General features: G+C 71.8%; 21 protein-coding genes and 1 pseudogene. 5 read left to right on the forward strand and 17 right to left on the reverse strand.

Features of this window, described 5'->3' with window-relative positions; all coding sequences use genetic code 11:
• Positions 1–4: 4 nt before the first annotated feature.
• Both argC and ACGF12_RS21005 read right to left on the reverse strand, forming a co-directional pair.
• Complete coding sequence (gene argC, locus ACGF12_RS21000; RefSeq protein WP_387627896.1) at positions 5–1,033, reverse strand: N-acetyl-gamma-glutamyl-phosphate reductase; 1,029 nt, start codon at positions 1,031–1,033, stop codon at positions 5–7.
• Positions 1,034–1,185: 152 nt separating this feature from the next.
• Complete coding sequence (locus ACGF12_RS21005; protein ID WP_393031961.1) at positions 1,186–2,397, reverse strand: methyltransferase; 1,212 nt, start codon at positions 2,395–2,397, stop codon at positions 1,186–1,188.
• Positions 2,398–2,493: 96 nt separating this feature from the next.
• On the opposite strand from ACGF12_RS21005, the gene ACGF12_RS21010 reads away from it, so the two are divergent.
• Positions 2,494–2,898 carry a VOC family protein gene (locus ACGF12_RS21010; protein ID WP_387627901.1) on the forward strand — a complete coding sequence of 135 codons (405 nt, stop codon included), beginning with the start codon at positions 2,494–2,496 and terminating at the stop codon, positions 2,896–2,898.
• 42 nt (positions 2,899–2,940) lie between these two features.
• Positions 2,941–3,315 carry an RNA-binding S4 domain-containing protein gene (locus ACGF12_RS21015; RefSeq protein WP_393031964.1) on the forward strand — a complete coding sequence of 125 codons (375 nt, stop codon included), beginning with the start codon at positions 2,941–2,943 and terminating at the stop codon, positions 3,313–3,315.
• 17 nt (positions 3,316–3,332) lie between these two features.
• Here the strand turns inward: ACGF12_RS21015 and ACGF12_RS21020 are convergent.
• Both ACGF12_RS21020 and ACGF12_RS21025 read right to left on the reverse strand, forming a co-directional pair.
• Positions 3,333–3,461 (reverse strand): annotated as a pseudogene (locus ACGF12_RS21020) (FBP domain-containing protein); the annotation flags it as partial.
• Positions 3,462–3,936: 475 nt separating this feature from the next.
• Positions 3,937–4,824 (reverse strand): SAM-dependent methyltransferase, encoded by an 888-nt coding sequence (locus tag ACGF12_RS21025; protein WP_393031966.1) that lies wholly within the window; start codon positions 4,822–4,824, stop codon positions 3,937–3,939.
• 207 nt (positions 4,825–5,031) lie between these two features.
• Here ACGF12_RS21025 and ACGF12_RS21030 point away from each other — a divergent pair, with 207 nt between their 5' ends.
• Positions 5,032–5,940, forward strand: coding sequence for a polysaccharide deacetylase family protein (locus tag ACGF12_RS21030; RefSeq protein WP_393031968.1), 909 nt, complete (start codon positions 5,032–5,034; stop codon positions 5,938–5,940).
• Between the two features lie 13 nt (positions 5,941–5,953).
• Here ACGF12_RS21030 and ACGF12_RS21035 read toward each other — a convergent pair whose 3' ends face one another.
• Complete coding sequence (locus ACGF12_RS21035; protein WP_393031970.1) at positions 5,954–6,766, reverse strand: SDR family NAD(P)-dependent oxidoreductase; 813 nt, start codon at positions 6,764–6,766, stop codon at positions 5,954–5,956.
• 293 nt (positions 6,767–7,059) lie between these two features.
• On the opposite strand from ACGF12_RS21035, the gene ACGF12_RS21040 reads away from it, so the two are divergent.
• On the forward strand, positions 7,060–7,929 hold the full coding sequence (locus tag ACGF12_RS21040; RefSeq protein WP_393031972.1) for a 3-hydroxybutyryl-CoA dehydrogenase: 870 nt from the start codon (positions 7,060–7,062) through the stop codon (positions 7,927–7,929).
• 92 nt (positions 7,930–8,021) lie between these two features.
• On the opposite strand, the gene ACGF12_RS21045 is transcribed toward ACGF12_RS21040, so the two are convergent.
• From ACGF12_RS21045 to infC, 12 genes are all read right to left on the reverse strand, one after another.
• Complete coding sequence (locus ACGF12_RS21045; protein ID WP_393031974.1) at positions 8,022–9,101, reverse strand: sugar ABC transporter substrate-binding protein; 1,080 nt, start codon at positions 9,099–9,101, stop codon at positions 8,022–8,024.
• Between the two features lie 259 nt (positions 9,102–9,360).
• The gene (locus tag ACGF12_RS21050) at positions 9,361–10,203 is read right to left on the reverse strand and encodes a chitosanase (RefSeq protein ID WP_393031976.1); all 843 of its coding nucleotides are present in this window, start codon (positions 10,201–10,203) and stop codon (positions 9,361–9,363) included.
• 108 nt (positions 10,204–10,311) lie between these two features.
• On the reverse strand, positions 10,312–11,277 hold the full coding sequence (locus ACGF12_RS21055) for an ABC transporter permease subunit (protein ID WP_393031979.1): 966 nt from the start codon (positions 11,275–11,277) through the stop codon (positions 10,312–10,314).
• The gene (locus ACGF12_RS21060; RefSeq protein ID WP_393031982.1) at positions 11,274–12,197 is read right to left on the reverse strand and encodes an ATP-binding cassette domain-containing protein; all 924 of its coding nucleotides are present in this window, start codon (positions 12,195–12,197) and stop codon (positions 11,274–11,276) included. Before ACGF12_RS21060 ends, ACGF12_RS21055 begins: the two co-directional genes overlap by 4 nt.
• Positions 12,197–12,634, reverse strand: coding sequence for a GntR family transcriptional regulator (locus tag ACGF12_RS21065; protein ID WP_393031985.1), 438 nt, complete (start codon positions 12,632–12,634; stop codon positions 12,197–12,199). Before ACGF12_RS21065 ends, ACGF12_RS21060 begins: the two co-directional genes overlap by 1 nt.
• Before the next feature lie 106 nt (positions 12,635–12,740).
• Positions 12,741–15,242: a phenylalanine--tRNA ligase subunit beta gene (gene pheT, locus ACGF12_RS21070; RefSeq protein ID WP_393031988.1), complete on the reverse strand. Its 2,502-nt coding sequence runs from the start codon at positions 15,240–15,242 to the stop codon at positions 12,741–12,743.
• A complete protein-coding gene (gene pheS / locus ACGF12_RS21075; RefSeq protein WP_393031991.1) occupies positions 15,242–16,363 on the reverse strand; it encodes a phenylalanine--tRNA ligase subunit alpha in 1,122 nt (373 codons plus the stop codon). Before pheS ends, pheT begins: the two co-directional genes overlap by 1 nt.
• 246 nt (positions 16,364–16,609) lie before the next feature.
• Complete coding sequence (locus ACGF12_RS21080) at positions 16,610–17,713, reverse strand: ATP-binding protein (RefSeq protein ID WP_393031994.1); 1,104 nt, start codon at positions 17,711–17,713, stop codon at positions 16,610–16,612.
• Between the two features lie 175 nt (positions 17,714–17,888).
• A complete protein-coding gene (locus ACGF12_RS21085) occupies positions 17,889–18,755 on the reverse strand; it encodes a TrmH family RNA methyltransferase (protein WP_393031997.1) in 867 nt (288 codons plus the stop codon).
• 137 nt (positions 18,756–18,892) lie between these two features.
• Positions 18,893–19,288, reverse strand: coding sequence for a 50S ribosomal protein L20 (rplT, locus tag ACGF12_RS21090; protein WP_030055649.1), 396 nt, complete (start codon positions 19,286–19,288; stop codon positions 18,893–18,895).
• A 108-nt stretch (positions 19,289–19,396) separates the two neighbouring features.
• Positions 19,397–19,591, reverse strand: a complete 195-nt coding sequence (gene rpmI / locus ACGF12_RS21095; RefSeq protein ID WP_030055648.1) for a 50S ribosomal protein L35 — start codon at positions 19,589–19,591, stop codon at positions 19,397–19,399.
• Positions 19,592–19,736: 145 nt separating this feature from the next.
• Positions 19,737–20,471 (reverse strand): translation initiation factor IF-3, encoded by a 735-nt coding sequence (gene infC / locus ACGF12_RS21100; protein WP_393032079.1) that lies wholly within the window; start codon positions 20,469–20,471, stop codon positions 19,737–19,739.
• A gap of 479 nt (positions 20,472–20,950) precedes the next feature.
• Between infC and ACGF12_RS21105 the strand changes: the two genes are divergently transcribed.
• The gene (locus ACGF12_RS21105; RefSeq protein WP_363427199.1) at positions 20,951–21,328 is read left to right on the forward strand and encodes a DUF1844 domain-containing protein; all 378 of its coding nucleotides are present in this window, start codon (positions 20,951–20,953) and stop codon (positions 21,326–21,328) included.
• Positions 21,329–21,369 lie beyond the last annotated feature (41 nt).

Genomic DNA, 21,369 nt, shown 5'->3' on the forward strand with positions numbered 1-21,369 from the left:
GTGGTCACGGTGCGACTCCGTTCACGGGAAGGCCCAGCTCCTCGGGCAGTCCGAGGGCGATGTTCATGCTCTGCACCGCGCCGCCCGCGGTGCCCTTGACCAGGTTGTCGATCGCGCTGATCGCGATGATCCGCCCGGCAGTCGGGTCCAGGGCGACCTGGACCAGGGCGGTGTTGGCGCCGTAGACGCTGCTGGTCTGCGGCCACTGCCCTTCGGGCAGCAGGTGGACGAACGGCTCGTCCGCGAACGCCTCGGCGTAGGCGGCGCGCAGGCTCTCGGCGCTCACGCCCGGCTTGGCCTTGGCCGAGCAGGTGGCGAGGATGCCGCGCGGCATCGGGACGAGGGTGGGGGTGAAGGAGACGGTGACCGGCTCGCCCGCCAACGGAGTGAGGTTCTGCACCATCTCCGGGGTGTGCCGGTGCACGCCGCCGACGCCGTACGGGCTGACGCTGCCCATGACCTCGCTGCCCAGCAGGTGGGGCTTGGCGGCCTTGCCGGCGCCGGAGGTGCCGGAGGCGGCGACCACGACGGCCTCCGACTCGGCGAGCCCGGCCGCGTAGGCGGGGAAGAGCGCCAGGGAGACCGCCGTCGGGTAGCAGCCCGGTACCGCGATCCGGTTGCTGCCCTTCAACGCGGCGCGGTGGCCGGGGAGTTCGGGCAGGCCGTAGGGCCAGGTGCCGGCGTGCGCGGAGCCGTAGAACTGCTCCCAGTCGGCGGCGGCCTTGAGCCGGAAGTCGGCGCCGCAGTCGACCACCAGGACGTTCTGGCCGAGCGCCTCGGCGACGGCGGCGGACTGGCCGTGCGGCAGCGCCAGGAACACCACGTCGTGGTCGGCCAGCACCTCGGGGGTGGTGGGTTCGAGGATGCGGTCGGCCAGCGGGATCAGGTGCGGCTGCAGCGCGCCCAGGCGGGTGCCCGCGTTCGAGCCGCCGGTCAGGGCCCCGATCTCCACCTCCGGGTGGCCGAGCAGCAGGCGCAGCACCTCGCCGCCCGCGTACCCGCTCGCGCCGGCGACGGCGACTCGCAATGCCATGGCGTTCCTCCTTAGTCGTGGCATGAATATACGCGCGGAGGAAAAGTCATGCAAGGCTGGGCGCGGGGACCGCAGTGCCGGTCGCGAGGCGGGAGCGACGGGTGCCACCCCGGCTTCCGAAGCGGAGCAGCACTGTTGAACTGCCGGGCGGGTTACCGCTTGACGGCCCGCAGCACCACGAACTTGGGGTTCCCGGCGACGAGTTGGCAGTTGCCGAAGAGCTTGCGCAGCTTGACGTGGTAGCCGAGGTGGCGGTTGCCGACCACCCAGAGCTCGCCGCCGGGCTTGAGCGCCCGCCGGGAGCCGGTGAACATCCGCCAGGCGGTGGCGTCGGTGGTGGCCTGGTGGGAGTGGAACGGCGGGTTGTTGAGCACCAGGTCCACCGAGCCGGGGGCGAACAGCTCCGGGGCGAGCGCGTCGGCGGCGAGGAACTCGGCTGCGGCGTCCGGGCCCAGGTTGGTGCGGAAGGTCTGCTCGGCCGAGGCCACCGCCTGGTGGGACTCGTCCACGAACACCAGCTCCGCGTCCGGCCCGGCCAGCGCGGCGGCCGTACCGACCACGCCGTTGCCGCAGCCGAGGTCGACCACCCGGTCCCCGGCGGCGGGGGTCGGCAGGTGGGCCAGGAAGAAGCGGGTGCCGATGTCGAGCCGCTCGGCACAGAAGGTGCCGGCGTGGTTGACCACCGTACGGCCGGAGGCGGGGCCGACGTCCGGCGGCAGCGCGTAGCGGTGCGGCCACGGACTGGCGCCGGGGTCGAGCGCCGGGTCGGGGGTGCAGAAGATCAGCCGGGCCTTGCGGACCGCGAGCGAGGTGCGGGTCGGACCGAGGATCTTCTCGAAGAGCTGCAGGGTCGAGGTGTGGATCTCGGTGACCATGCCGGTGCCGACCACGACCGTGCCGGGGTGGATCGCCGGGGCGAGCCGGTGCAGCTGGTCCTCCAGCAGGGCCAGGCTCTTGGGGACGCGCACCAGCAGCACGTCGATCCGCTCCGGCGGGGTGTCCCGGGTGGTCAGCAGCCGGGCCTCGTCGACGGCGACGCCGGCCCGGGCGAGGTTCTCCCGGGTCGCCTGCCCGCCGAGGTGGGACTCGGTGATCTGGACCGGTTCGTACGGCGCGAGCGCGGTGGTCAGCGCGCCCCAGCGGTCGCCGAGGACGGCGATCCGGCGGCCGGCCAGCTCGGTCGGGGTGCCGGCGGCACTGTCCGCCTCGCCGGCGAGGTGGCGCAGCAGGTACTCGTCGGCGGCGTCCCAGGCCCGCAGCCGCTCGCGCGGGTCCGCCGGGAAGCGGGTGAGGTCGAAGGTGCCCCACGAGGTGGCCAGCGGGGTGGCCGGCGGGGTGGCGGCGGGCGCGGTCTGCGGATTCATCGTGTTCTCAGGCTATCGGACACCTGGCGGGGAACAGTTTTTATGGGATCCGAGCGGACGGATACTGGAAGAGCCCGGCCGAGAGAGGTGAGGGCGATGGACTGGAAGCTCGAGGTCGTGGTGGTTCCGGTGGCGGACGTGGACCGCGCGAAGGTCTTCTACGAGGAGCAGGCCGGCTTCACCGTCGACCACGACACCTGGCTGCGGGACGGTGTCCGGGTGGTCCAGCTGACTCCTCCGGGATCGCCCTGCTCGATCGTGGTGGGGACGGGGGTGATCGATTCGGCGCCCGGCTCGGTGAAGGGCCTCCAACTGGTGGTGCCGGACATCGAGAGGGCGCACGCGGAGCTCGCGGCGCGCGGCGTGGCGGTCAGCCCGGTCCAGCACTTCGTGGCGGGCTCGCGGATGGACGGGCACGGCGAGGCCTGGAACAACTTCGTGTTCTTCAACGACCCGGACGGCAACGGCTGGGCCGTCCAGGAGGCGCCTTCGGCCGCCTAGGCCTCGGGCGGGCCTGGGGCGGGCCTTGGGTAGGCTCGTGGGGTGGCTGAAGACGAGGGAAGCGTGCGGGTGGACGCCTGGATCTGGTCGGTTCGGCTGGCCAAGACGCGATCGCTGGCGGCCGCCGCTTGCAAGGCCGGGCACGTTCGGGTGAACGGCGAGCGGGCCAAGCCGGCCCAGACCCTCAAACCCGGGGACGAGGTGCGGGTCCGCGAGGAGGGGTACGAGCGGGTCGTCGTGGTGCGCAAGCTGATCCGCAAGCGGGTCGGCGCCTCGGTCGCGGCGGAGTGCCTGATCGACAACAGTCCGCCGCGACCGCCGCGCGAGCTCGTCGCCCCGGTCTTCGAGCGCGACCGCGGCGCCGGCCGCCCGACCAAGCGGGACCGGCGCGAGCTGGACGGGCTGCGCGGACGGTAGAGGTCCTACGCCGCTGTGTCGATGAGCACCCTGGGCAGGTTGAGCCGACGGGCTTCGCCCTTGGAGCAGTTGACGAAGGACGCGCGGATCCCGGAGTCACTCAGAGGTTCCGAGCTGCTCGTGCTGTAGTGCGCAGGGGTGTGCATTAGCTCGTTTGAGTGACATCTGGTTGGCGGCCCGCGCGGTGGCGGCATCCTCGCGTAGCGTCCGTTGCGCGATCTGGGACGCCGGGTTCGGTGCCAGCGTGCGGGGCTCCCTTGCCACCAGCGAGATGGCCTGGGACCTCCCCGTCGCCTCTGGCCGGACCCACTTGGCCAGGTCGTGAGGGAACCGGCCTCCCGGGACGGACCACGTACGCGATGCGTGTCGCCTATCGGGGTTGAGTACGCCGGGGACCAGTGCGCCCAAGACCGTTCGGGGCGCGCGGCTCATCGGGATCACTCCCGATGAGTCCACAGGAACGGTTCCATGTCGCGGAAGTGAACACCGCACGCAGTGCCACGTCGTGTCAATTTCTCCCGGTACGTACCGACGTATCCGAGGGACTGTCAGTGTCTCGACGTGGTCTTCGACGGCCGGTCCCGGCGCAGGGTGGAGGCGCCGGGGCCGGGTGGTCGGCGGCTACTGCTTGAAGGCGACGCCGGCGTAGGCGGAGACGTCCTGCCAGCCGTCGGGGAGCTCGGTGGTGCGGACGTGGCCGGCGGTGGGGCGCCAGAGCGGGAGTTGGACGAGGCCGGGCCCGACGAACTCGAAGTCGCCGAAGAAGGGTTCGACGCCGGAGCGCGGGCGCAGGACGAGCGGGGCGCTGGCGCTCTTGTAGATCCGGGCGCCCTCGGCGGCGCTCTCGCGGGAGGCGAAGTCGGGGCTGCCGTGGGAGAGGATCAGCGCGCTGCCCGGCGCGAGCGCGTCGCGCAGGGTGCGCACGATCCGCTGCGCGCCCTCCTCGTCGCGGATGAAGTGCAGGACGGCGACCAGCATCAGCGCGACCGGCTGGGAGAGGTCGACGGCGGCGGCCAGCGCGGGGTGGCCGAGGATGGCCTCCGGGTCGCGCAGGTCGGCCTCGATGACGGAGGTGTGCCCGGCCTGGTGGCCGGACAGCAGGGCGCGGGCGTGGGTGGCGACGATCGGGTCGTTGTCCACGTACACCACCCGGGCGTCCGGGGCGACCCGCTGGGCGACCTCGCTGGTGGAGCCGACGGCCGGGATGCCGGTACCGATGTCGACGAACTGGCGGACCCCCCGACCCGCGACGAACTCGACGGCCCGGCCGAGGAACTGCCGGTTGGTGCGGGCCAGCAGCGGCAGCGCGGGGTAGGCGGCTATCGCGGCCTGGGCGGCCTTGCGGTCCGCCTCGAAGTTGTCCTTGCCGCCCAGGTAGTAGTCGTACATCCGCGCGGTGTGCGGTATGCCGGTGTCCAGCCCGCTCGGCGGCTGCCAGTCATCGGCTCTGGCCCACTCCCAGTCGGTGCTCGTGCCGTGGCCGACGGCCGCGGTGTCCTCGTGCATCATCTTCCGCCCCCAATGCGAAATGCCGGAATGTACCTACTGCCCCGTAACACGCGGCGCGCCGTGATCGTATCCAACGACACACCGTGGAAACAGCGGGAGTTCAGGTTTACGCAACACCCGTAGAACGGAGTGTGTGCACGTCAAGGGAGTGGGTGGACACCCGTGGCGGATCGCCGGGCGGGGCCGTCCTCTCTATGCTGGCTGCCGATGACTGCCGACCGCCGCACCGTACTGCGCACCGCCGCCCAGCTGGCCGCCCTGACCGCCGCCGGCGGGCTCCTCACCGGTTGCGCCGGCGGTACGCCCCGCCGGGCCGACACCGGGACGCTCGCCGCGCACCCCGGAACCGTCGACCCGCAGCAATCCACCGACCCGGCCTGGACCGGCGGCGAGGGCCCGGAGTCCCCCGCCCCGACCACCCCGGCCGAGCCGCAGCCCACCGGCCAGCCGACCGCGGCCGCCACCCAGAGCTCCGCCCCGCCGACCCCGCCCGCGCTGACGCCGCTCGCGGCCGGCACGCCGTACGAGGTGGTGTACGGGCCGCGCACCGGCAAGAACGTGGCGCTCACCTTCCACGGCAGCGGCGACCCCAAACTCGCCACCGCGCTGCTGGAGGCCGCCGAGCAGCGCGGCGCCAAGCTGACCGTGATGGTGGTCGGCAGCTGGCTGGACCAGCAGCCACAGATGGCCCGGCGGATCCTGGACGGCGGGCACGAGCTGGGCAACCACACCCAGAACCACCTGAACATCTCGGCGATGACCCCGGATCAGGCCCGCGCCGAGATCGCCCAGTGCGCCGACCGGCTGCAGAAGCTGACCGGCTCGATCGGCCGCTGGTTCCGCCCCTCCGCCGCCCAGTACGCCACCCAGATGGTGCGCGACCAGGCCAAGGCCGTCGGCTACGAGCACGTGCTGTCCTTCGACGTCGACCCGCGCGACTACAACGACCCGACCGCCGCCGAACTCCAGCGCCGGGTGCTGGGCGCGGTGCGCGGCGGCTCGGTGGTGGCCCTGCACATGGGCCACCAGTGCACCATCGACGCGCTGCCGGCGATACTGGACGGCCTGGCCAAGGCGGGGCTCAAGCCCGTCACCGCCAGCCAGCTCTGCGCCTGACGGACGGCAGGGGTCAGGCCATCGGGTCGCCGTCCTTGTACGGGCGCAGCCGCAGCGTTCGGGCGTCCGTCCCGCGGATCTCCTCGGCCCGCTCGACCAGTTCCGAGAGGTCGTCCCGCCCGGCGTGGATGAACCGCCCGTGCAACCCGTCGAAGCGGCCCCGGGCGGCGTCCACGGTGACCGCGACCATGTACGGGATCGAGCCCCAGGCCTTCATGTCCTGGAACATCGGCATCGCGGCGGTCATGTCGGTGGCCACCGCGCCGGGGCTGATGTCCAGGACCACGATGTCGTGCTGGGCCAGCGAGTCCGCCATGTTGTCGGAGAGCTGGAGCAGCGCGCCCTTGGAGGTGGCGTACGCGGTGTAGTTGCCGTCCGGGCGCAGCGCGAAGCCGGAGTTGAGGTTGACCACCCGCCCGCGGCGGCGGGTCACCATGCCGGGCAGCACGCAGCGCAGCAGGTTGTAGGGGCCGCGCAGGTTGGTCTCGATCACCTGCCACCACTGGTTGGGATCGGTCTCCCAGATCGGCACCTCGGCGCGGTCGACCAGGCCGGCGTTGTTGACCAGCAGGTCGATCGGTCCGAGGTCGCGCTCGACCAGCCGGACGGCCTCGCGCACCGACCCCGGACGGCAGACGTCGGCGGTGACCGCGACGCCCCGGGAGCCGCGTTTGAAGCACTCCTTGAGGGTCTCGGTCAGCGTGTCGTGGGTGCGGCCGACCAGGCCGACGGCCATGCCCTCGGCGGCCAGGCCGATGGCGATCTCCCGGCCGATTCCCCGGCCCGCGCCGGTGATCAGGGCGACCTGTCCTGCGAGTGATCCCATCGGCACCCCGTGCTCCTTTCCCGTCCCCGGCCCCCGTCCGCGGCGTTTTGTCGGACCTGCGGCATTCTGTCGGCCGCCGGGCGACGACGGCCCCGGGCACACGCGCGAGCGGCTCGGCCTCACTCGTTCGGAGGATGTGTGAACGCTGGCACTGTGCCGGGGAGGGGGTGACCTACTGGCCGGTACGGAGTAGTAACGTCGTCGGGGCGGTGACCGGTGCACCCATTCCGGTACACCGACCCGCTGACCAGCAGTTCGCTGGGCGACCCCCAGCACCACCGAAGGGCAACTGAGTGAGTGACATCGCGCGCGTCGGAGTAGTCGGCTGCGGCCTGATGGGGTCGGGCATCGCCGAGGTCTTCGCCCGGGCCGGGCTGGACGTCCTGGTGTCGGAGGCCAGCGGTGAGGCGCTGGAGTTCGGCCGCACCCGGCTGACCAACTCCCTGGAGACGGCGGTCAACCGCGGCAAGCTGACCCCCGAGCAGCGGGACGAGGCGATGTCCCGGCTGTCCTTCACCATCGACCTGTCCGACTTCGCGGACCGCGACCTGGTGATCGAGGCCGTCGCCGAGCGCGAGGACATCAAGGTCAAGATCTTCGAGACCCTGGACCGGGTGATCGAGCGCCGCGACGCGATCCTGGCGTCCAACACCTCCTCGATCCCGATCGTGAAGCTGGCCGCCGTCACCTCCCGCCCGGAGCAGGTGATCGGCCTGCACTTCTTCAACCCGGCGCCGGTGCAGAAGCTGGTCGAGGTCATCCCGACCCTGACCACCTCGGCGACCACCACCGAGCGGGTGGAGGCCTTCGCCGCCCAGGCGCTCGGCAAGGAGCCGATCCGCGCCCGTGACCGGGCCGGCTTCGTGGTCAACGCGCTGCTCGTCCCGTACCTGCTCTCCGCGGTGCGGATGTTCGAGTCGGGCGTGGCCACCGCCTCCGACATCGACAAGGGCATGGAGGCCGGCTGCGCCCACCCGATGGGCCCGCTGCGGCTGTGCGACCTGATCGGCCTGGACACCATCGTCTCGATCGCCGAGTCGATGTACGACGAGTACAAGGAGCCGCTGTACGCCGCTCCGCCGCTGCTGTCCCGGATGGTCGACGCGGGTCTGCTGGGCCGCAAGTCCGGCCGCGGCTTCTACGACTACACGGCGAGCGCCTGAGCCCCGGCGCAGCAGGACGCGCCCGTACCGGAGGTCCGGTGCGAGCGCGCCCTTTCACGTGCCTGACGGCTTCACGTGCCTGACGGCCTCGGCTACTTGACCCCGGCGTCCGCGCAGTCCTGCGCGTACTGCTGGGTGCAGATGTCGGACGCCTTGTAGAGCCCGCCGCCGACGACCGTGGCCTCCACCTTCGACTTGGTCACCACGATCGGGGTGAGCAGCAGCGAGGGGATGTGCAGCCCGCCGCTGTCGGTGACCGCGGTCGCGGTGGTGCTGATGTCCAGGCCTTCGGCCAGCTGGACGGCGATGCTGCCCGCCGCGTCCGTCTCGGGCTTGTACGGCTTGTAGATGGTGAACGCCTGCTCGCCCGCGAGCACCCGGCGGACCGCGTCGATGGAGGCGTCCTGGCCGCCCACCGGCACGTTCTTGATACCTGCGGCCTTCAGGGCGTCGATGACCGCGGCGGCCATGCCGTCGTTCGCGGCGTAGACGGCCTGGATGCCCTCCTTCCCGAGGCTCTGGATGGCCTCGTTCATCTTCGCCGTGGCCACCTCCGGCTTCCACTCGCCGGACTGCTCGTAGGCGATCTTCTTGACCCTGCCGTCCAGCGCCAGGTGCGCGCCCGCCTGGAACTGCGCCGCGTTGGGGTCGGACTCGGCGCCGTTGATCATCACGACGTTGGCCGAGGAGGCCTTCGAGCCGAGCGCGTCGAGCAGGGACTGGCCCTGGAGCTGACCGGTCTGCTGGTTGTCGAAGGAGACGTACGCGGCGACCTTGCCCTGGGCCAGCCGGTCGTAGGCGACGACCTTCACGCCCTTGGCGTTGGCGGCGTCGACCCACGGGGCGGTGAGCTTGGCGTCGACCGGGTCGAGCAGGATGACCTTCACGCCCTTGGCGAGCATGTCGTCGAACTGCTTCTTCTGGACGGTCGCGTCGCCGCCCGCGTTGGCGTAGCTCATCGTGCACTTCGTGCAGAGGCTGGTCACCGTCTGTGTGATCAGCGGCTTGTCGAACGCGTCGTAGCGGGTCGAGGAGGTGCTCTCCGGAAGTAGCAGACCGACGCCCTCGCTGCCTCCGCCGGCCGCCGGCGTCTGGGGCGCCGCGGTCTGGCCGCAGGCCGCGAGGGTGAGCGCGAGCGACGCGGCGGCCGTGCCCGTGGCCGCGAGACGCATGGGTCTGATCATGATCGGTGGTGCCTCCTGTACTGCGCCGCGAACAGTGCGGCAGGGGAGGGATTCAAGCCCCACCGGGCGAATGCGTCAATAAGGGGAAGAGGCTTCGTTATCCCCCTGCTCGATTCGTTACGGAATGAACAGGACTTTCACACTTTCGAAGATCGAATTCGGGGCGAATATTGATAATTCAGAGGACTTATTAATTGCGACTGAGGGCGTGGTGGACCGGGGGGATCCGCCCCGGCCCACCGGAGTCTCAACTGGCGATCGAGTAGCTGTCGCCGTAGACCTTCCAGCGCAGCGGCGGGTTGAGGTCGAAGTTCCCCGCGCTGAGGAAGACCATCTGCTCGGTGTCGACCCGGCTGGTGTCGGAGTGTGCCTCCTCCTTCTTCATGACCACCTTGCGGGCTTCCAGGAAGGCCTTGATGTAGGCGGCCTCGTCGCCGCCCTGGGCGGGGGTCCTGGCCTTCTTCATGGCCGCGGCGCGAATGCCGCCGAAACTGTCGGAGCCGTTTCCGGGGCCGTGCATGACGATGGCGTCGTAGTAGGCGAACTGGCCGAGCGCACGTAGCCCGTCGGCCTTGGCCTGACCGACGGCGGGGTTGAAGTACACCCGGTCGCGCTCGTCGTTCTGAGCCTGCTGGAAGACCGGATCCTTGGCGGCGGCGGCCCAGTCCTTGACGAACGGGGTGCCGAGACCGGCGTGCGAGGCGCTGCCGTTGACCTTCTTCAGCGCGGGCAGGTACTTGGCGAGGACGTTGCCGGGCCTGAGGTCGGTGTAGTGCTTCACCAGGTCCAGCATGTCCCCGGTCCCGGAACAGAAGCCGATGATGCCGGCGGTGTAGCCGCGGCCGTCACCGATGTCCTCGATGTACTTGTACTGGGCCTTCCAGTCCAGCGACGAGTTCTCCGCGCTGGACACCAGCTGCATGGCGATGTCCTTCTTGTGCGGGTCGTCCAGGCCGACACCCTTGATCCGGACGGCGGCCGCGGCGGCGGGCGCGGCCTGGGCGGCCGAGGTGGCCGCGACCGTGAGGGGTGCGGCCACCAGGACGGCGGCGAGGGCCGTGCCGAGGGCGCGGCGGGGCTGAGGGCGCATGTGAACGCTCCGTTTCCTGTGGGGGTTAGGAAACTTTCCTAACGCGAAATTAGCGCCCAACAGCCCTGCTGCCGCAAGGGTTTTGACACACCCTCCGCAACTTCTCCGTCAGACGGCCCGGCGGCGCACCCACCACACCGCCGCCGCGCACAGCACCACGGCCAGCAGGGTCGTCCAGCCGAACTCGATCCACTGGAACGGCCAGAACCGGTTCGCCGGCTGGTACACCTGGTGCGCGGTGTAGCCACCGTCGCGCAGCATTGCCTGCCACTGGGCGCCCGAATCGCCGAGGCGGTAGAAGTCGTCCGCAGAGATCCGGTTCCCGGCCGGGTCGGAGAACCACACGCTCAGCACCCAGCTGTCGTCCAGCGCCATCGGCGCCAAGGTGTGCGTCGGCATCTCCAGCGGAGTCATGTAGTGCGAGCGCACGGCCTGGGCAAGGAACGGCAGCGCGACCGAGGCCGCCAGGCCGATGCCCACCGCGATCACCGTGCGGCGCAGCACCGCGCCGGCCAGCGCCGCGACCCCGAAGGCCACCAGCACCCGGCCCACCATCACGGGCGGCGTCAGAGCGAAGAGGTCTGGGTTGAACGCTCCGGCCCTGATCGCCAGCGGCTCGTTCCACCAGCGCAGCAGCAGCCCGAACAGCGCCGCCACGACGGCCAGCACCGCACCTCCCACGACCAGGCCACCCGCCGTCCAACGGGTTCGCCCGGCGCCCTGGGTCCAGGCGAAGCGCACCGTGCCGTGCTCGAACTCCCGCGCCAGCAGCGGGCCGCCGAGGAACACGCCGAACACGCCACCGAGGACGTAGACCACGGTTTCCAGATACAGCAAGTTGCCGGCGTACTGGCGCGTGAACTGCTTGTACTTGGTCAGGCAGGCCTCGGTAGCCGGGTCGCAGGAGGCCGCGCCCGTGCGGTCCAGGCCGACGTGCAGGTACCAACCGTGGAGCAGCAGGAGGAGCGAGATCACGCCCATCACCGCGAGCAGGGTCAGCAGCGCGGGCCGGTGGCGCAGCCCGGCGGCCCGCAGCACGGCGGAGCGGGGCGGGGCGAGGGTGGTCGAGCTCACGACAGTACCTTCTGGTTCTTGACGACGGCCCCGCGCGGGCCGGGGAGAGCGGAGGCGGTCGGTTCGCGCAGGTAGGCGAGCACCAACTCCTCCAGGCCGATGCGCTGTTGGCGCCACTCCCCGGAGACCGGGGCGTCCACGCCGCCGGTGCGGACCAGCAGGTGGGACTGGGCGCCGGCCCGGCGGTCGCGGACCACCGGCAGGCGCTCTGCGACCGCGTCCGCCTCGGCGGTCGGACCGGTGAGCATCCGGTGGCCGCCCAGCAGGTCGTCCACCTCCCCGGTCACCTGGACCCGGCCGCCGGCCAGCACCACCAGGTAGTCGCAGCTCTGCTCCAGCTCGTTGACGGCGTGCGAGGAGAACATCACCGAGAGGCCGTCCTCAGCCACCGCGGTGAGCAGCACGGACATGAAGTCGTGCCGGGCGAGCGGGTCGAGCGCGGCCAACGGCTCGTCCAGGAGCAGGAGTTCGGGCCGCTTGGCGAGGGCCAGGGCGAGCGAGACCTGGGCCTGCTGGCCGCCCGAGAGCCGGCCGTACTTGCGGTCCAGCGGGATGCCGAGGCCCTCCAGGTGATTGCGCGCCCGGGCGTCGTCCCAGCGCCGGTTGAGGTGGCGGCCCATCGCGAGCAGGTCGCGCACGGGCAGGCCCGGGTAGAGCGCGGCGTTCTGGGCGACGAAGCCGATCCGGTCCAAGGCCCGCGGCGAGCCGGGGAGTTGGTCACCGAGGACGGTCATCGCGCCCTCGCTGGGCAGGGTCAGACCGGCGGCCAGGCTGAGCAGCGTGGTCTTGCCGGCACCGTTCGGGCCGACCAGGGCCACCACGTGCCCGGCGGGGACGGCGAGATGGCAGTCTCGCAGGGCCCAGGAGCGACGGTAGCGCTTGCCGATCCCGCCGCAGTCGATCACCGTGTCCGCCACCATCAGGCCACCACCCCGTCGCGCCCCTCACGCAGGTCGCGCAGCGCATCCTCGAACACCGCGACCATCCCCCCTTCGTCCAGCCCGGCGGCCTGCGCCGAGCGCATCCAGTCCAGCAACCCCCGCCGCAGCGCGGTCCGTTCACGCAAGGGGACCACCCCGGCGGGCAGCCCCCGCACGAAGGTGCCCTGGCCGCGGCGGCCGACCGCCAGACCGCGGTGCTCCAGCTCCCGGTAGGCCTTCAGCACGGTGTTCGGGTTGATCGCCAACCCCGCCACCACCTCCCGCACCCGGGGCAGCCGGTCCCCCTCCGCCAACCAGCCCATCCGCAGCGCCTGTTCGACCTGCTGCACGAGTTGCAGGTAGGTCGGGACGCCGGAGGTCGGGTCCAGGCGGAACTCGATGGGCGAGGGCTGGCCCTCGGCTTTATCTACTTCCATAGGTAAAGAGATAAAGGATGGAATGACGAATCGTCAAGCCGGATAACGCGAGAGGGCCCCACACCCGCCTCGCGGCAGGTGTGGGGCCCTCTCGGGTGCTACGGAATCAGGCCCCGCGCAGCACCGCTCCCGTACGGCTGACGGCCTCGGCGACGGCGGCCTCGCGGGCGGCGGTGGCCTCGTCGGCGGTCAGGGTGCGGTCGGCGGCGCGGAAGCGCAGCGCGTAGGCCAGCGACTTCTTGCCCTCGCCGACCTGCTCACCGGTGAACACGTCGAACAGCCGGATGGCCTCCAGCAGTTCACCCGCGCCCGTGCGCAGCGCCGCCTCGACCTCGGCGGCCGGGACGGCGGTGTCGACGATCAGCGCGACGTCCTGGGTGGCCACCGGGAAGCCGGAGACCGCCGGGCCGTTGACGCGCTCGGCGCCGTCCGCCGTCAGCAGGTCGATGTCGACCTCCGCGGCCGCGGTACGGGCCGGCAGCCCGAGCGCCTTGACCACGCGCGGGTGCAGCTCACCGGCGTGGCCGACCACCCGGTCGGTGCCGGCGACGACCAGCTCGGCGCAGCGGCCCGGGTGCCAGGGCGCCTGCTGCCCCTGGCGGACGGTCAGCTCGACGCCGGCCGCACGGGCCACCGTACGGGCCGCCTCGACGGCGTCCGCCCAGGAGGCCTGGTCGCCCTTGCCCCACCAGCCGGACGGCAGCCGCTCGCCCGCGAGGGCGACGGCGACCCGACGCGGCTGGTCCGGCAGCGCGGCGTCCAGCGCGGCCAGCTCCTCGTCGCTGGGCCGGTGGTCGACGGCCGGGCGCGGGGCCACGGTCAGCTCGTCCTTGGGCAGGAAGACGGTGCCGGTCTCGAAGACCGCCAGGTCGGTGTTGCCCCGGCCGACGTTGCGGCGCAGCGCGCCGAGCAGGCCCGGCAGCAGCGTGGTGCGCAGCGCCGGCTCCTCGTCGTTGAGCGGGTTGACCAGCTTCACCGTGCGGCGGCGCCGGTCGTCCGACTCCAGGCCGAGCGCCTCGAAGGCGGCCTCGCCGAGGAACGGGTAGTTGTTGACCTCGACGTAGCCGGCCGCGGCCAGCGCCACGCCGATCCGGCGGTGGGTCCGCTGGGCCTCGGTCAGGCCCTTGCCCGGCGGCACGTTGGGCATCCGGGCGGGGACGTTGTCGTAGCCCTCCAGCCGGATGACCTCCTCCGCGAGGTCGTACGGGTCGGTGAGGTCGGGCCGCCAGGTCGGCGGGGTGACCTCCAGGGTGTCGGCGCCCGCGACGGAGCAGCCGATCTCCTGCAGGCGCCGGGTGACGGTCTCGCGGCCGTACTCGGTGCCGGCGACCTTGTCGGGCAGGTCGGCGGGGATCAGGATGGTGCGCACCGGGTGCGGGCCGGCGATGTCGGTGACCCCGGCCTCGGCGGTGCCGCCGGCGATCAGCACGAGCAGGTCGACGGCGCGCTGGGCGGCGGCGCGGGCCGCCTCCGGGTCGACGCCCCGCTCGAAGCGCTTGGACGCCTCGGAGGGCAGCTTGTGCCGCTTGGCGGCGCGGGCGATGACGACCGGGGCGAAGTGCGCCGCCTCGATGATCACCTCGGTGGTGCCCGGGCCGGCGGCCGGGTCGAGGATCTCGGTCGAGGCGCCGCCCATGACACCGGCCAGGCCGATCGGGCCGCTGTTGTCGCAGATCAGCAGGTCCTCGACGGACAGCTTGCGCTCCACGCCGTCGAGGGTGGTGAGGGTCTCGCCCGGCTCGGCCCGGCGGACCGTGATCGGGCCGTCCACGCGCTGCTTGTCGTAGGCGTGCAGCGGCTGGCCGACCTCCAGCATCACGTAGTTGGTGATGTCGACGGTCAGCGAGATCGGGCGGATGCCCGCCTTCTGCAGGCGGCGCTGCAGCCAGATCGGGGACTTGGCGCTCGGGTCGACGCCGACGACCGTACGGGCCACGAAGCGGTCGCAGCCGGTCGGGTCGTTGACCTTGACCAGGTAGCCGAAGGAGTTGGCCGGCGGCACGTCGAGCAGCGCCGGGTCGGCCAGCGGCAGCCCGTACGCGGCGGCGGCCTCACGGGCCACGCCGCGCATGGACAGGCAGTAGCCGCGGTCCGGGGTGACGGCGATGTCGAGCACCTCGTCGACCAGCTGGAGCAGCTCGATGGCGTCGGTGCCGGGCTCGTACTCCGGCGGGAGCACGATGATGCCGTTGTGGTCGTCGCCCATGCCCAGCTCGCGGGCCGAGCAGATCATGCCGGCCGAGGTCTGGCCGTAGGTCTTGCGGGCCGCGATCGGGAACGGGCCGGGCAGAACGGCGCCCGGGAGCACGACGACGACCTTGTCGCCGACGGCGAAGTTGGTCGCGCCGCAGACGATCTCCTGCGGCTCGCCGGTGCCGTTGGCGTCGCCGACGTTGACGAAGCAGTGCCGGATCGGCTTCTTGAAGCCGGACAGCTCCTCGATGGAGAGCACCTCGCCGACCACCAGCGGGCCCTTGAGGTCGCCGCCGAGCTGCTCGACGGTCTCGACCTCCAGGCCGGCCCGGACCAGGCGCTCGGCCACGTCACGGCCGGTCTCGCCGGCCGGCAGATCGACGTACTCGCGCAGCCAGGAAAGCGGGACGCGCATCAGATCTCCATCCCGAACGGGAGGGTGAAGCGCACGTCACCCTCGACCATGTCGCGCATGTCGGCGACGTTGTGACGATTCATCAGGATTCGCTCCAGGCCCAGGCCGAAGGCGAACCCGCTGTAGCGGTCCGGGTCCACGCCGCAGGCGACCAGCACCCGCGGGTTGACCACGCCGCAGCCGCCGAGCTCGATCCAGCCCTCGGAGGAGCAGGTGCGGCACGGGCGGTCCGGGTTGCCGACGCTCTCGCCGCGGCACACGAAGCACTGCAGGTCGATCTCGGCGCTCGGCTCGGTGAACGGGAAGTACGAGGGGCGCCAGCGCAGCTCCAGGCCACCGCCGATCAGCTTCTCGACCAGCACCTCGATGGTGCCCTTGAGGTCGGCGAAGGTGATGCCCTCGTCGACGGCGAGGCCCTCGACCTGGCGGAACACCGGGGTGTGGGTGGCGTCCAGCTCGTCGGTCCGGTAGACCCGGCCCGGGCAGACCACGTAGACGGGGGGCTCGCGGTCGAGCATGGTGCGGGCCTGGACCGGGGAGGTCTGGGTACGCAGCACCACGCCGGAGTCGGCGGAGCCGTCCGGGGCCTGGACGAAGAAGGTGTCCTGCATCGAGCGGGCCGGGTGGTCCGGGCCCAGGTTGAGGGCGTCGAAGTTGAGCCACTCGGCCTCGACCTCGGGGCCCTCGGCGACCTGGTAGCCCATCGCGACGAAGGTGTCCTCGATGCGCTCGGCCATCGTGGTCAGCGGGTGCCGGGCGCCGCGCGGAACGCGGTCGTACGGCAGCGTGACGTCCACCGCCTCCTCGACCAGCACGCGGGCGTCCCGCTCCGCCTCCAGCTCGGCCTGCCGCTTGGCGAGCGCCTGGTTGACGGCGCCGCGGGCCTGGCCGATCAGCTTGCCGGCGGCGGCCTTGGCGTGCGGCGGAAGGGCGCCGATCTCGCGGTTGGCGAGCGCGAGCGCGGAGCGGTCGCCGTAGTGGGCGACCTTGGCCTGCTTCAGCTCGTCCAGGGTGCCGGCGGCGGCGAAGGCGGCGATCGCCGCGTCCCGCGCCTGCTCCACCACCTCGGGCTTGAGGGCCTCGACCTCGACGGGGTCGTACGACTTGTTGGGTGCCGACATCTCTATCTTTCCCGTGCTCCTGCTCGTCCGTGCTCAGGTGTGTGGGGCTCGCCTTCGCGTCACGCCCGGCGGGGCCGGGGCGCGGGCAGCCGATCTCCGTACGAACGGGGAGGGGCGTCCGCGGCACAGCCGCACAGGGCGTTGCGCAACGCCAAAGGTCGAGTGTAGTCGCAGCGCGTAGCGCGGCTGCCGTCAAGCCCGTCCGGGCCCCGACCTCAGCATGCTCTGCTGGTCGTCCATGCTCGTTCAGAGCATGAAGTCGGGCACCCCGGCGGGCAGGATAAATCGGAACCTGGCCCCGCCGCCGGGCGCGCGGTCGACCCGGATCGAGCCGCCGTGGGCCTCCACGATGCCCTTGACGATGTAGAGCCCGAGGCCGGTGCCACCGCGCTTGGAGCCCCGCCAGAAGCGGGTGAAGACGCGCGGGATCGACTCCTCGGGGATGCCGCTTCCTTCGTCGCTCACGGTGACCGCGGTGCCTTCCACGATGCGGGGCGGGGTGCCGGAGCGCTCCCAGACGGGTGCCTCGACGACCTCCTTGGCCGGTGCCACCTCGATCGTGACAGTTCCCTCGCCGTGGCGCACCGCGTTTTCCAGCAGGTTGGCCAGCACCTGGTCGACCTTGTCCGGGTCCGCCCACAGCACCGTCAGCGGCTCACTGATCCGGATGTCGAAGCGCTCCTCCGGGATGCCGGTGGCGACCTTGCGCTCGACGTGCCGGCGCACCGCCGCCGCCAGGTCGACCACCTGCTTGCGCAGCTCCAGCCGCCCGGCGTCGATCCGGGAGATGTCCAGCAGCTCGGCGATCAGCCGGGTGACCCGGTCGGCGTCCGCGTCCACGGTCTCCAGCATCAGCCGCTTCTGCCCGTCGGTGAACCGCTCCCACTTGGCCAGCAGTGTGGCCGTGAAGCCCTTGACGCTGGTCAGCGGGGAGCGCAGCTCGTGCGCGACGGTGGCGATCAGCTCGGCGTGGCTGCGCTCGGTGCGACGCCGGGCCTCGGTGCCGCGCAGGGCGATCACCAGGCGCTCCAGCGGCCCGCCGGGCTCGGTGCGGACGTAGCGCGCGGAGACCAGCACCTCACGGCCGCCGGGCAGCAACAGGTTGCGCTCGGGCTGGCCGGTGCGGATGGCCAAGCCGCCGTACGGGTCGGTCAGCTGCCACCAGCGGCGGCCGTCCAGGTCCTCCAGCGGCAGGACGTCCTCCAGCAAGCTGCCGAGCGCGGCCGCCGGGAGCACGCCGGTGAGCCGGGCCGCGGCCCGGTTGAAGCAGACCACCCGACCCAGCGCGTCGGCGACCACCAGGCCGTCCGGCAGGTCGTCCGGGTCGAGCTCAGGCCCGCTGCCGACCATGGGTTGCCTCCCCGATTACCCACCGTGCCGTTCCCCACACCGAGGCAGACCCTAGCGCTTCGCAGGCCCCGACAGTAGGGCTTGCAGCGTGGTGATCCCGGCGCGCCCGGGGCGTGTCCCGTGGGTTTTGCCGCGGACCCGGCGAGGACCCGCACGACACGCCCCACGGCGCGTGTCAGCCGTTCGAGCGGCAGCCGCCGGGCGAACGCTGCGCCCGGGCCGAGGCGTACAGGCAGACGGCCGCGGCGGTGGCCAGATTGAGGCTCTCGGCGTGCCCGTGGATCGGGACGCGCACGACCTCGTCGGTGAGCGCACGGGTCTCCTCCGGGAGCCCCCACGCCTCGTTGCCGAACACCCACGCGCCGGGCGCACCCAGGGTGCCCTCGTCGAGCTCCTGGTCCAGGTCGCGCTCCCCCGCGCCGTCCGCGGCGAGCACCCGGATCCCGGCCTCGCGCAGCTTCCCGACCGCCTCCTCGACCGGCACACCGACCGCCACCGGCAGGTGGAACAGGCTGCCGACGGAGGCCCGGACGGCCTTCGGGTTGTAGAGGTCCACCGAGGCGTCGGTGAGCACCACGGCGTCCGCGCCGGCCGCGTCGGCGGTGCGCAGCACGGTGCCGGCGTTCCCGGGGTCGCGCACGTGGGCGAGGATCGCCACCAGCTTCGGCCGGGCCTTGAGCACCTCGGCGAACGGGGTGTCGATGAAGCGGCAGAGCGCCACGATGCCCTGCGGGGTCACCGTGTCGCAGATGTCGGCGATCACCTCGTCGGTGGCGGTCAGCACCGGCAGTCCCTCGGCCAGGGCGGCCTCGACGATGTCCGCGTGCCGCTCGGCGGCCTCCAGGCCCACGTACACCTCGACCACGGCGTGCTCGGCCGTCCCCGGCAGCTTGCCGAAGGCGACGGCCTCCCGGACGGCCTGCGGGCCCTCGGCCAGGAAGCGGCGCTCCTTGGTGCGCTGGTTCCGCTTGGCCAGCCGGCGGGCGGCGACGACGCGCGGCGAGCGCAGGGAGGTGAGCAGGGGGGTGTCGGTGCTCGGCATGGTCTCGTTCTCCGGGGGCGCTGACTCTGGAGGTGCTGACTCTGGAGGTGCTGACGCTGGTGGCTGGGGGCGGAACGCAGAACCGGACCCGCAGGAGAGCCTGCGGGTCCGGTCAGAGCTCAACCGATCTCGGGAGATCAGGCGGCGTCCGCGGCAGCCTTCGGGGCGTTCACGTCGGCCGGCAGCGCCTTCTGGGCAACCTCGACCAGGGAGGCGAACGCACCCGGGTCGTTGACGGCCAGGTCGGCCAGCATCTTGCGGTCGATCTCGACGCTGGCGGCCTTCAGGCCCTGCACGAAGCGGTTGTAGGTGATGCCGTTGGCACGGGCCGCAGCGTTGATGCGCTGGATCCACAGCTGACGGAAGTCGCCCTTGCGCTTCTTGCGGTCGTTGAAGTTGTAGACCAGCGAGTGGGTGACCTGCTCCTTGGCCTTGCGGTACAGGCGCGAGCGCTGGCCACGGTAGCCGCTGGCGCGCTCCAGGATGACCCGGCGCTTCTTGTGGGCGTTGACTGCCCGCTTGACGCGTGCCACTTGATTACTCCTTGGGTTGGACCACGGACTACTTCACGTGGTCCGTCATTCGAATGGGTCGGGAAGGATCAGCTGCCCCGCACCGGCTCGCGCCGGGCGGGAGGGCGATCACTTGCCGAGAAGCTTCTTGATCTTCTTGGCGTCAGCGGGGGCCAGCTCGACCGTCCCGGCCAGCTTGCGGGTCAGCGTCGAGGGCTTGTGCTCCAGGAGGTGGCGGCGGCCGGCGCGCTCGCGCAGCACCTTGCCAGAGCCACTGATCTTGAAGCGCTTGCTGGCGCCACTGTGCGTCTTCTGCTTCGGCATTTCGCCGTATCTCCTCGTCGGTCCCGTTCACGCCCGCGCAACCTGTGCCGCGCGGGCGTGAACTGGATGGATCTGCGGTGACCGGGCGGGACGCCCTGTCACCCTAGGGGGCCGGTCTCCCGGACTGCCCCGAGCCGGTGTCGGCTCAGGCGCCCTGGGAGGCGGCCGGCTGCTCGACCGGAGCCTCGGCCTCGATGGCCGGCGCCTCGACCGGGGCGTCCTGCTCCTCGGTCACGGCGTCGTCGGCCACCAGGTCCTCGGCCACCGCGTCGTCGTCCTCGGGGGCGGCGTCGGAGCCGGGGGTCCGGCCCAGCCGCTCGGCCTTGCGGGCGTCCGCGAGGGCGCGGGCCTCGGCCATCGCCTCGGTCTTCTTCTTGTGCGGGCCAAGAACCATGATCATGTTCCGGCCGTCCTGCTTCGGCGAGGACTCGACGAAGCCCAGCTCCTGGACGTCGTCGGCGAGCCGCTGCAGCAGACGGAAGCCCAGCTCGGGGCGGGACTGCTCACGACCACGGAACATGATCGTGATCTTGACCTTGTCGCCCTGCTTGAGGAACCGGACGACGTGACCCTTCTTGGTGTCATAGTCGTGCGGGTCGATCTTCGGCCGGAGCTTCATCTCCTTGATGACCGTGTGCGCCTGGTTCTTGCGCGCCTCACGGGCCTTCATGGCCGACTCGTACTTGAACTTGCCGTAGTCCATGAGCTTGCACACCGGCGGCCGGGCGGTCGCCGCGACCTCGACCAGGTCGAGGTCGTACTCCTGCGCGAGCTCCAGCGCCTTGGCAAGCGGCACGATGCCGACCTGCTCGCCGCTGGGACCGACGAGTCGCACCTCCGGGACGCGAATCCGGTCGTTGATGCGGGGCTCGGTGCTGATGGGGCCTCCTCGGTTGCACCTTCTGCGATGCGGCCGTCGGACGGCGGTCGCACGTAGTGGACTCGACCACTGGGCGGGGCTTCATTCGAGCTGCGCTGCCCGGTACCTCTCGGCACCGCGAGCACCGCGACACGAAAAAAGCCCCGCTCGGTACAAGCGGGGCTCCACACAACCGGGGGCGGCACCCGGTGAGGGGCGCTGCGGCGACTCGGCGCCGTGGCGCCCGTCGCGGACCGGACCCGTCGACCGTGAGGCCGATCAGGTGGGAGACTTTCGCGGTTGCCCTCTCGGGCCTCCTCGCAGTGGAGCCTCCACTTGCTGGCCAGGTGCCCACGAGGGATCCCGGCCGGTCAGTCTCGAAGCATACAGCGCCGGGGAGTCGAACGCTATTCCGCCCCGGCGCACTGCCCTTTTCCGCGCGTCACACGCCCCTTGTACGCTCCACGTGTACCCACCCGGCACGAAGGAACGAGCCACCCTTGAGCAGCGAGCCCACCCAGAACCCCGGCGCGGACGACGACGCGATCGGCTTCGACGACCTCACCCGCGACATCGCCGAGGTCCCGGCCGTCGAGGTGATCACCACCGTCGCGGTGCACCTGATGAGCGCGGCCGCGGTCAAGTGCGGCCTCGCCGAGGGCGGCGAGAAGGACAAGGACCTGGACGAGGCCCGCAAGCTGATCACCGCGCTCGCCGGGCTGGTCACCGCCGGTGCCCCCGAGATCAGCAACTTCCACGCGGCCCCGCTGCGGGACGGCCTGCGCTCGCTGCAGCTGGCCTTCCGCGAGGCCTCGCTCGTGCCGGACGCGCCGGGCACCGGGCCGGGCGAGAAGTTCACCGGGCCGGTTTACAGCTGACGCACCGGGCCGGTTCACAGCTGACGCGACTTCCCTTGGGC

The sequence above is a fragment of the Kitasatospora sp. NPDC048296 genome (genome assembly GCF_043201815.1).
Taxonomy (GTDB): Bacteria; Actinomycetota; Actinomycetes; order Streptomycetales; family Streptomycetaceae; genus Kitasatospora.